Source organism: Bradyrhizobium sp. BRP20 (assembly GCF_020194215.1).
Taxonomy (GTDB): domain Bacteria; phylum Pseudomonadota; class Alphaproteobacteria; order Rhizobiales; family Xanthobacteraceae; genus Bradyrhizobium; species Bradyrhizobium yuanmingense.
In genome coordinates, this window is record NZ_JADYVY010000113.1 from 1 (window position 1) to 423 (window position 423).

Genomic DNA, 423 nt, shown 5'->3' on the forward strand with positions numbered 1-423 from the left:
GGTCCACCGGGCGCAGGCGATGGCGCTCGGGCACCACCAGCTCCGTGGCGACCATGTCCTCGCCGAGGGGCCGCACGTGCTGCCAGGGGGCCACGGCGGCGGCGATCTCGACGCTCGACTCGTCCACCGCCTGCACATGCTCGGCCATGATCACGGCGTCGGCCTCCGGCGGCAGCGGGTCGCCGGTGTCCACCCAGCGCGCCTCGGCCCCGAGCGCCAGGCGCCTGGGCGCCGCCTCGGTGGCGCCGACGGTGTCGGCGGCGCGCACGGCGATGCCGTCCATGGCGGCCGCGTGGTAGTGGGGCGAGGACAGCGCCGCCCACACCGGCGCCGCGGTGACGCGATCGCGGGCCTGCGCCAGCGGCACCCGCTCGGGCGCGGGGGCCCGCACGCCGCCGGCGGCCTCCAGGGCCGCCCCGAAGC

Annotated in this window: 1 pseudogene; it reads right to left on the reverse strand. The window is 79.7% G+C overall.

Features of this window, described 5'->3' with window-relative positions:
• A pseudogene (locus I6F33_RS38045) lies at positions 1-423 on the reverse strand (hypothetical protein); the annotation flags it as partial.